Origin of the sequence: Dactylosporangium maewongense, from assembly GCF_039531485.1 — a bacterium.
Taxonomy (GTDB): domain Bacteria; phylum Actinomycetota; class Actinomycetes; order Mycobacteriales; family Micromonosporaceae; genus Dactylosporangium; species Dactylosporangium maewongense.
Map to the genome: position 1 here is coordinate 286,092 of NZ_BAAAQD010000011.1, position 9,224 is coordinate 295,315.

At 73.2% G+C, this 9,224-nt stretch carries 10 protein-coding genes; 4 read left to right on the top strand and 6 right to left on the bottom strand.

The genetic code is table 11. The annotated features are described in order from the left end of the window. Nucleotides 1–3 precede the first annotated feature (3 nt). Together ABD332_RS27765 and ABD332_RS27770 are read right to left on the bottom strand one after the other, a co-directional pair. Nucleotides 4–909: an ABC transporter permease gene (locus ABD332_RS27765; protein ID WP_344505113.1), complete on the bottom strand. Its 906-nt coding sequence runs from the start codon at nt 907–909 to the stop codon at nt 4–6. Continuing rightward, complete coding sequence (locus tag ABD332_RS27770; protein WP_344505114.1) at nt 906–1,916, bottom strand: ABC transporter ATP-binding protein; 1,011 nt, start codon at nt 1,914–1,916, stop codon at nt 906–908. Before ABD332_RS27770 ends, ABD332_RS27765 begins: the two co-directional genes overlap by 4 nt. 154 nt (nt 1,917–2,070) lie before the next feature. On the opposite strand from ABD332_RS27770, the gene ABD332_RS27775 reads away from it, so the two are divergent. Continuing rightward, nucleotides 2,071–2,748 (top strand): response regulator transcription factor, encoded by a 678-nt coding sequence (locus ABD332_RS27775; RefSeq protein ID WP_344505116.1) that lies wholly within the window; start codon nt 2,071–2,073, stop codon nt 2,746–2,748. A 1-nt stretch (nt 2,749) separates the two neighbouring features. Continuing rightward, the gene (locus tag ABD332_RS27780; RefSeq protein ID WP_344505118.1) at nt 2,750–4,213 is read left to right on the top strand and encodes a sensor histidine kinase; all 1,464 of its coding nucleotides are present in this window, start codon (nt 2,750–2,752) and stop codon (nt 4,211–4,213) included. On the opposite strand, the gene ABD332_RS27785 is transcribed toward ABD332_RS27780, so the two are convergent. From ABD332_RS27785 to ABD332_RS27795, 3 genes are read right to left on the bottom strand one after another with little or no spacing between them, the layout of a single operon-like run. Further along, nucleotides 4,206–5,594: a permease prefix domain 1-containing protein gene (locus ABD332_RS27785; protein ID WP_344505120.1), complete on the bottom strand. Its 1,389-nt coding sequence runs from the start codon at nt 5,592–5,594 to the stop codon at nt 4,206–4,208. The two genes, ABD332_RS27780 and ABD332_RS27785, sit on opposite strands and share 8 nt — an antisense overlap. Continuing rightward, nucleotides 5,591–5,950, bottom strand: coding sequence for a PadR family transcriptional regulator (locus ABD332_RS27790; protein ID WP_344505121.1), 360 nt, complete (start codon nt 5,948–5,950; stop codon nt 5,591–5,593). The genes ABD332_RS27785 and ABD332_RS27790 overlap by 4 nt, the downstream gene beginning before the upstream one ends. Next, nucleotides 5,886–6,686, bottom strand: a complete 801-nt coding sequence (locus ABD332_RS27795; RefSeq protein WP_344505122.1) for a hypothetical protein — start codon at nt 6,684–6,686, stop codon at nt 5,886–5,888. Before ABD332_RS27795 ends, ABD332_RS27790 begins: the two co-directional genes overlap by 65 nt. A 128-nt stretch (nt 6,687–6,814) precedes the next feature. On the opposite strand from ABD332_RS27795, the gene ABD332_RS27800 reads away from it, so the two are divergent. Both ABD332_RS27800 and ABD332_RS27805 read left to right on the top strand, forming a co-directional pair. Beyond that, entirely contained in the window at nt 6,815–8,011 is a 1,197-nt protein-coding gene (locus ABD332_RS27800; protein ID WP_344505123.1) for a cellulose binding domain-containing protein, read from the top strand. Between the two features lie 83 nt (nt 8,012–8,094). Then, on the top strand, nt 8,095–8,607 hold the full coding sequence (locus tag ABD332_RS27805) for an SRPBCC family protein (RefSeq protein WP_344505124.1): 513 nt from the start codon (nt 8,095–8,097) through the stop codon (nt 8,605–8,607). A 20-nt stretch (nt 8,608–8,627) separates the two neighbouring features. Here the strand turns inward: ABD332_RS27805 and ABD332_RS27810 are convergent, their stop codons facing one another. Further along, nucleotides 8,628–9,101 carry a hypothetical protein gene (locus tag ABD332_RS27810; protein ID WP_344505125.1) on the bottom strand — a complete coding sequence of 158 codons (474 nt, stop codon included), beginning with the start codon at nt 9,099–9,101 and terminating at the stop codon, nt 8,628–8,630. Nucleotides 9,102–9,224 lie beyond the last annotated feature (123 nt).

The following is a 9,224-nucleotide window of genomic DNA, read 5'->3' on the forward strand; positions in this document are numbered from 1 at the left end:
CGGTCAGCCTCCGATGACGTCGCGGCGGCGCAGCGCCAGGTAACCGATGAGCAGGCACACGACGGCCCAGCCGGCAGCGACCGCGCCGGCCTGCACGATCGGGCCGGTGAACCGCTGCTGCGTGAACAGGCCGTGCCAGGCCTCGAAGCCCGTGGTGAGCAGCAGCCGCCGGGCCAGGTCCAGGCCGCCGAGCGTGGACAGCAGCTGCATGGCGAAGCCGAGCACGACCGGCGCGGCGACCCCGGCGGTGGGATTGCGCGACAGTACCGACAGCAGCAGGGCCAGCGCGGTGAAGCCGAGCAGCGGCGCGATCGCCGTCGCCCAGGCCGCGGCGACCAGTGGCAGCGCGGTCCCGGCCGGGATGAGCTGGCCCGACAGGCCGGGCAGCGGCTGGGTGCCGACGATGAGCAGGCTCCCCGCGATCGTGCTGGCCGCGAGGACGAGCAGCGCGAGGAGGTTGAAGCCGGCGGCGGTCAGCGTCTTGGCGGCGAAGATCTGGCCGCGGCTCGCCGAGCGGGTCAGGATGGTCTTCCAGGTGCCGTGGCCGTCCTCGTTGGCGAAGATGTCCCCGGCGACCAGCGACGCCAGCAGCGGCAGCAGCCACTGGTGGGCGAAGGCGAGGATGAGCAGCGCGTCGGCGAGGCCGCTCTCGTGGATGTGCCGGCCGTAGATGGTGTCCGACGGCGGCTGCTGGCCGGTGAACACGGCCACGATGACCGGCGGGACGATCAGGCAGCCCAGCAGGAGGTAGCGGGCGCGGGCCTGCGCGGCGAGCTTCGCGACCTCCCAGCGCAGCACGGTCAGGGTGCCGGGGCGGCGGGCCCGCTCGTGGTGGCCGGCGGTGTGCGTCGCGACGGCGACGGCGTTGTGGCCGGTGGCGGTGTCGCGGCCGGTGGCAGTGTGGGTCATCGGCGGGCTCCGGACGTGACGGCGTGACGGCCCTGGTCGGCGGTGGCCGCAGAGGGATCGGTGGACGCGCTGGACACGGTGGGCGCGGTGGGCGGGCGCTCGGTGAGCATGAAGAACAGCGCCTCCAGGGGCGTCTCGGACATCGCCAGGCCGCGCAGCCCGATCCCGGCGCCGACGAGGTCGGCGATGAGCGCGTCGAGCGCCTTCTCGTCGCCGCGGACCGCGAGGCCGCCGGCGGCCGGCTCGACCTCCAGGCCGCGGGCGCCCGCAAGGGTGGCCGCGCGGTCGTCGTCGGTGGTCGTCAGCCGGTGCGCCGGGACCGGCGCCCGATCGCGCAGGCCGGCGATGGAGCCGTGGTAGACGACCTGGCCGGTGCGCATGATGGTGACGTCGTCGCAGATCTGCTCGACCTCGGCCATGTCGTGGCTGGACAGCAGGACCGTCATGCCGCTTCCGGCGAGGCGTTTGACGAGGGCGCGCATGTCGCGGATGCCGGCGGGATCGAGGCCGTTGGCGGGCTCGTCCAGGACCAGCAGGCGGGGCACGCGGAGCAGGGCGGCGGCCACGCCGAGGCGCTGGCGCATGCCGAAGGAGTAGCCGCGGACCTTCTCCCGGTCCCGGCCGAGCAGGTCGACGGTGTCGAGGACCTCGTCGACCCGCCGGGCCGCGGTCGCGCCGTCCAGTCCGTCGAGGCCCGCGAGGAGCTGCAGGTTGCGCCGTCCGGACAGGCCGGGGTACAGCTTCGGGCTCTCGATGAAGCCGGCCACCCCGTCCAGGGTCCGCACCCCGTCGCGGGGCCAGGAACGGCCGAACACCTCAAGGACGCCGCTGTCGGGGCGGATGAGGCCGAACAGCATGCGCAGCACGGTGGTCTTGCCGGCACCGTTGGGGCCGAGGACGCCGTAGACCTCGCCCTGGGCGACCTGCAGGCTGATGTGGTCGACCGCGGTCAGCGGGCCGAACGTCTTGGTGAGGTCGACGGCGTTGACCGCCAGCACATCGCTCATGGCCGCCGACGGTACGGAGGCGACATGAAACAGACATGAAGCCGCACGGCAGGCCACAGGTCATGCGGGCCGCACACCACCCGGCCATCGGACGGCAGGCCGCCGAAGATGAAAAGCGGATGAACGTCCGCGGCGGCGTGATGCACTGGGCGGCATGCGCGTACTGGTGGTGGAGGACGAGCGGCGCCTCGCTCAGCTGCTCGCCCGCGGCCTGACCGAGGCCGGCCACGACACCGAGACCCGGTTCACCGGCCCGGACGGGCTGCTCGCCGCGGCCGGTGGCCACTTCGACGCCGTGGTCCTCGACGTGATGCTGCCCGGCCTGGACGGCGTCGCTGTCTGCCAGCGGCTGCGGCAGGCCGGGCACCGGGTGCCGGTGCTGATGCTCACCGCCCGCGGTGAGGTCCCCGACCGGGTGGCGGGCCTCGACGCGGGCGCCGACGACTACCTCACCAAACCGTTCTCGTTCGACGAGCTCCTCGCCCGGCTGCGGGCCCTGCACCGGCGCAGCGCCGACGCGGCCGCGGCCACGCTCACGGCCGGCGACCTCACCCTCGACCCCGCTTCCCGCCGGGTCGCGCGCGGCGGCACCGAGATCGACGTGTCGGCCCGGGAGTTCGACATCCTCGCGCTGCTCATGGCGCGGGCCGGGCAGTGCGTCACCCGGTACCAGATCCTCGACGAGGTGTGGGACGGCGAGACCGACCTGCGTTCCAACGTCATCGACGTGTACATCGCCACCCTGCGCGGCAAGGTCGACAAGCCGTTCGGGCGGCACGCCATCGAGACGTTGCGCGGCGCCGGTTACCGGTTACGCCCGGACGGCGGCTGAGGTGGCGCCCGGGTCGGTGCGGTGGCGGCGGCTGCCGGTGCGCGTCCGGCTGATCGCCGGGTTCGCCGCGGCCATGCTGGTCGTGCTCACCGGGGCGGGCGGGTTCGTGTACCTGCGCGTGCAGTACGCCCTCGACCGCCGCCTCGACGCCGACCTCGCCGCCGAGAGCGCCGCGGTCACGGCCGCCCTGCACGACGGGACGCTCGGCCCCCGCAATCCCGCGGTCGTCTCCGGCGGCCTGTACGAGATCCTCGACCCTGCCGGGACCGTCCTGCAGGCCAGCCCGGGCCTGGCCGGGCGGCCGCTGCTCACCGCCGGGCAGGTCGCGGCCGCGCGGCGCGGCCCGGTCCGCGCCGATCACGGCACGCTGCTGCCGATCAGCCCCGAACCGTTGCGGGTCCTGGCCACCCCGCTGTCCACGGACCCGGCACCGCCGGCCGGGCAGCCGGCCGTCGTGGTGGTCGCCGTGCGGCGCGACCAGCGCGACGAGGCCCTCCGGGAGCTCATCGCCCAGCTCGCGCTCGCGAACCTCGCGGCCCTGGCGGTCGCCTCGTTCGTCGGTTACCGCCTCGCGCGGGCGGCGCTCGACCCGGTCGAGCGGTACCGTGCCCAGGCCGCCCGCATCACCGACGGCGCCGCCGGTGTCCGCCTGGACGTCCCCGCCGGCGACGACGAGCTCACCCGCCTCGGTCGCACCCTCAACGACATGCTCACCGCGCTGGACGCGGCCCTGGAGCGGGAGCGGCGCTTCGTCAGCGACGCGAGCCACGAGCTGCGTACGCCGCTCACCCTGCTCGCCGCCGAGCTGGAGCTGGCGCTGCGGCGTCCGCGCCCCGCCGCCGAGCTGGAGGAGGCGCTGCGTGCCGCCGCCGCGGACACCGCCGGGCTCATCGCCCTCGCCGACTCCCTCCTGGACGTCGGCGTGCAGCCCGCACCCGCGGCGGGCACCCCGCCGACCGACCTCGCTCGCACGGTCGCGCCGACCGTCCGGCGGCACCGCGCCGCCGCCGGCCTCACCGACGGCGCCGTGCGCACCGACCTCGGCCCCGCGCCGCCGGTCCGCATCGACCCGGGCCGCGTCGACCGCATCCTCACCAACCTGCTCGACAACGCCCTGCGCCACGGCGCGGCACCTGTCACCGTCGCCGTCTCCGCGACCGACGGCTGGGCGCGGCTCACCGTCCACGACGCCGGCCCCGGCATGCCGGCCGAGTTCCTGCCGCACGCCGCGGAGCGCTTCGCCCGTGCCGACGCCGCCCGCACCACCCCCGGCACCGGACTCGGCCTGTCCCTCGTCGACGCCATCGCCACCGCGCACGGCGGCAGGCTGCGCTGGTGTTCCGGCACCGCCCACCACCACCCGCAGCCCACCCAGGTGCCGTGCACCCACCCCGGCATCGGCACCACGATCACCGTGCTGCTCCCCGCGGCACCCGAACCAAGCGCGGACGACGCCCTTACATGAAGGCGAACGCCGGCGGGAAGATCAGGACCACTGCCCACGCCCAGGCCGCGTACACCGGCAGGAAGCGGGTCTGCCACAGCTCCAGCGCCGCGAACCGGCCCTGCCTCCGGATGAACCGCAGCAGCAGGTGCGCCGACCAGGCCAGGTTGACCAGCAGGATCACGTTCTCGCCGAGCGCCGCGGCCTTGTTGGGCGTGGTGCCGAACTCGGTGACCCGACCGGTGATCTCGATCAGCACCAGCGCGTCGATGGCCAGGGCGCTCACGACCAGCGCGAGCTGCAGCTTGTCGAACAGCCCGGGCGGGGCGAGCGGGTCCCGCGCCGAGATCGAGTACAGCAGCAGCCCCAGCACCACGACCAGCAGCAGGTCGAACAGGATCAGCGCCTCACGCTCCACGTCGATGCGGGCCGCGGTCACCCCCACGGCGACCAGGAACGCGACCAGCACGGCCGTGAACAGCGGCGTGAACAGCCGGGTCAGCACCGGCGCGATGTTCTCCACGACGCTCTGCTTCGCCTCGACGAGCCACCCGGCCACGACGACCGACGCCATCGCGCCGCACGGGACCAGCCACTCGACGATGAACCGCTCCGGCTGCACGCCGATCGCCTTGAACGTGCCGACCATGAACGCGACCATCACCACGCCGCCGAGCGCGATGAGCACGAAGTAGATGACGATCTCGCCGGTGAACCGGATGAAGTCCATGTGCCGGCGGGTCGAGCGCCAGTCGTCCGCCACGTACGCCAGCCCGACGACCAGCCAGAGCGCGATGGGCAGGTGGATGGCGGTGATGACCAGCGACTGGGATCCCTCGTCCAGCGGGTAGACGTTGGCGGCGACCGCGCCGAGCACGAACAGCGCGGCGATCAGCGCGATCAGCCCCGGCCGGGCCCGCCGCCGCCAGGCGAGGAACCCGGCGAGCCACGGCAGCGCGAACAGGCTGATGTTCGTCGCGTAGAACAGTCCGTCCTCGTCGAGGTCGGCCCCGAACAGCTCCGGCAGCTTGAACGTCGCCGCCGCCCCGGCCGCGCAGCCGGCCATGACCCACAGCGTCTTCCGCGCCCCCGTCTCGCCCGCGGCCGCACCACCGTCCGGGCCGGTCAGCACCAGCTGCTTCCACAGCCGCTCGGAGTGCTCCCGGGCGAACTCGCGGGACAGCTCGTCGAGGCTGCCCATCCGCTTGACCGCGACCAGGAAGGCCTCGTCGCCGCTCAACCCGGCCTCGACCAGCTCGTCGACGGATCCGCGGAGGTGGTCCTCGAGCTCGTCGGCGTCGGCGGTCTTCAGTTCGCGCCGCCGTTCGACGTACTCCCGCCACTGCGCGATCTGCGCTTCCAGGGCCTCGTCAGGCTGGTCCAGCGCTTCGAAGTCGGTCATGACGGGCACTCCACCGGTGCGACGGCCAGCGGGGCCCGCCAGATTTCCCGCAGCGCGTCGACGACGGTGTCCCATTGCCGCCGCTGCTCCGCCAGCTCCGCGAGCCCCTGTTCGGTGATCCGGTAGTACTTGCGCCGCCGCTCGCCGGTCACCGCCTTCCAGTTCGACTCGACGTGCCCGAGCCGTTCGAGGCGGTGCAGCAACGGATACAGCAGCCCTTCGGTCCAGTCCAGCTCCCCGCCGGACAGCTCGTTGATCCGCTTGAGGATGGCGTAGCCGTAGCTGTCGCCCTCAGCGAGAATCCCGAGCACCATCGGCGTCGCCGACGCCGCGACCAGATCCTTCGCCACTTTCACCGGGACCACCCCTGGATACCCTAGAAGTATGATGCATAGTACTGCTAGGTAGAACCGTCCACAATGGCGTGACGGTGGGTCGCAACTCGTGCTGGCCGCGGGCGCGGGGCAGGTCGCGGAGGTAACGCAGGTTCTGGCAGACGTCGCAGGCGCACCGGCCGGTGGTGATGAGGTCGGTGAGGCGCCGGCGGTCGGCGCCGGTGTCCTTCAGGGCGCGGGTCGCCTCGTCGAGGGCGTAGAAGCGCAGTTCGTGGTCGTCCTGTGGAGCTTCGGCCGTCAGGGCGTGGCCGAGGCGTTCGTGGTGCTCGTCGGTGAAGTGGTGGAAGAAGACCCGGTCGGCGCCGCCCGCAAGGGTTTCGCGCAATACCGTCTCCGCGTCCGTGGCGAACGGCGGGACCAGGTCCGTGCCGTGGTCGGCGGCAAGGGCGGTCAGGGCGGGCCACCGGTCCAGGACGGTCAGGGACGTCCAGTGGTGGCAGGCGTACATCTCCACGACGCACAGGCCGGCGGCGTCGGTGAAGGCGAACTGCAGGGCGCCGGCGGTGGCGGACCAGGTGCCGTCGGCGAGGCCGTCCGAGGACTGGAACGCCAGGTAGTACGCGAGGATCTCCTCGCTGGGCGCGGTGCCGGCGAGGCGGGCCATCCGGCCGGCGAGGACGTCCCAGACGTCGCGGAGCAGTGCGTCACCGGAGGCCGGCGGGATCGTGAGGCCGAGGTGCAGCCCGAGAGCGCCCATGGCGGCACACCGTACCGGCGCCGCGGACGATGACGCGAGGGCAGGTGCGGTAGCATCGACGGCGCGCGATGCCATGGGAGCCGGGCAGGTGCTGTTGCACGTCCGTCTTGCCTAGGAAGTGTGCTCTCATGTCGCTGCGTTCCATCATGTACGTCACCCTCGCCGCGTTCCTCGTCGCGGCGTCCTTCGTCGTTGCCCGTCCGGCCGTGTCGGCGGCGGCGGCCGTGCGGGTCATGCCGCTCGGCGACTCGATCACCGCCGGTCCGGGGTGCTGGCGGGCCAAGCTGTGGCACCGGCTGCAGACCAGCGGATACACCAACATCGACTTCGTCGGCGGGGTGTCCGACGGCGGCGGGTGCAATCCCGGGTACGCCTACGACTTCGACCACGAAGGTCACGGCGGGTTCTCGGCGACCGGGATCGCCGACAACAACCAGCTGCCGCCGTGGCTGGCCGCGGCCCGGCCCGACGTCGTGCTGATGCATCTCGGCACGAACGACATGTGGGGCGGGTACATCCCGACCGCCACGAAGCTGGCCGCGTTCACGAAGCTGGTCGGCCAGATGCGGGCGCAGAACCCGGCGGTGCGGATCGTGGTCGCGCAGATCATCCCGATGAGCGCGTCGGCGTGCGCGACGTGCCCGGCGGACGTGGTCGCGCTGAACGCGGCGATCCCCGGGTGGGCGGCGGGGCTGACGACCGCGCAGTCGCCGATCGTCGTCGCGGACCTGTGGACCGGGTTCGACGCGGCCACGGACACCGGCGACGGCGTGCACCCCAACGACGCCGGCTTCCAGAAGATGGCCGACCGCTGGTTCCCGGCCGTGACGCAGGTCCTCTCGGGCGTCACGCCGTCACCGTCCGGTTCCCGGTCGGCCTCGCCGTCACCGTCCCGGTCGGTGTCACCGTCGGCGTCGGCCTCCGCGTCCCGGTCACCGTCCACGTCGCCGTCCCGGTCACCGTCCACGTCGCCGTCCCGGTCGCCGTCCACCTCGCCGTCCGGGTCGCCCTCTGCCGGCGGCGCGAAGTGCGTCGCCGAGTACAAGCTGGTCTCGCAGTGGAGCGGCGCGTTCCAGGGGGAGGTCACCGTCCGGAACGCGTCGGCGGCGGCGTCCTCGGCGTGGACGGCGACGCTCACGTTCAGCGGCGGGCAGCAGGTCAGCCAGGCCTGGAACGCCACCGTCACGCAGACGGGCGCGGTCGCCACGGCACGTAACGCCGCCTACAACGGTGCGCTGCCGGCCGGCGGGTCCACGTCGTTCGGGTTCATCGCGAGCTGGACCACCACGAACCCCGCGCCGGCGGTCACCTGCGCGTTCGCCTGAGCGGTCCGGCGTCACCAGTGTGCCGGCCCGGGTGTTCCACGGGTCCGAAGGACCACCCGGGCCGGGCACGCTGTCGTCAGCCGATGCAGTTGTCGGCAGCCGACGAACAGGAGCGCGACATGTCCACCATCCACCTCAGCGAGACCATCACCGCAACGCCGGAGCAGTTCGTCGCCGGGCTCACCGACTTCGGCCCGGGCCGCCAGCGGCTGTTCCCCGCCAGCTCCGACGAGTACCTGAAGGTGCACGAGCTCGGCCCCGACCACGCCGACGTCACCGAGGGCTCGGGCGGCGTGTGGGAACGCCTGCGCTACGACTGGTCCGACCCGCACCGTGTGACGATGCGGACCACCGACTCCAACGTGTGGGGCGGCGCGTCGGGCCACACGTACACGCTGACCAGGCGCCCTGACGGCACCACCGCCGTCGACGCGATCGTGGTCCGCGAAGGCAGGAACCTCAAGGGCCGGATCATCGGCGTCCTGCTCGGCAGCGTCGCCAAGGGGCAGCTGCGCAAGGCGCTGCGCAGCACCGTCGCGGCGATCGAGGCCCGGAACCAGGACGAACGGCCCGCCGCCGGAGCCGCCCGCCCATGACCTGGGCCGGTCGGGAGGCCTCAGATGTACGTGAGCGGGCAGCCGTGCCGCAGCGAGTGCTCGGCCGACTGCCGGTACATCGCCACATAGAACGCAACCGGATCGTCGATGCCGGTAACGAGCGCGAGCGGGCCGCGCGGCAGGGGCGACGGCAGCCGGACGTCGGCGACGAGCGGCGCCACCAGGTCCCGGAGCCGGTGCGAGCTGAGCACCACCGTGCGTTCGTCGTCGTACGCGTTGCCGACCGGCAGGGTGATCAGCCCGTCGAACGGCACCGGCACGAACAGGGCGGCCTCCAGCACGTCCGTGGCGCCGTGCCGCTCGCACAGGTCGGCGAAGCCGTCCATCGGCGGCGACAGCTTCTCCTCGAAGCGGTCCGCTCCCTCCTGGCTCGGCCCCGGGTACGCACCGAGCCCCCGCTCCGAGAGGGCCCGGTCGAGCTGCGTCGCGTACTCCCAGTTCCCCGGCCGGACGTCGACGAGGTACATCCCCATGCGGGGCACCGTACCCGGCCGCGGCAAAGGTGTTTCGCGTTCGGTCGTCGGATGGTCGCGGGCCGCCATACGCTGGAGGTGGTGAGAGTGGGTGGCGCGCTCATGGTGTGCGGACCATGGCGC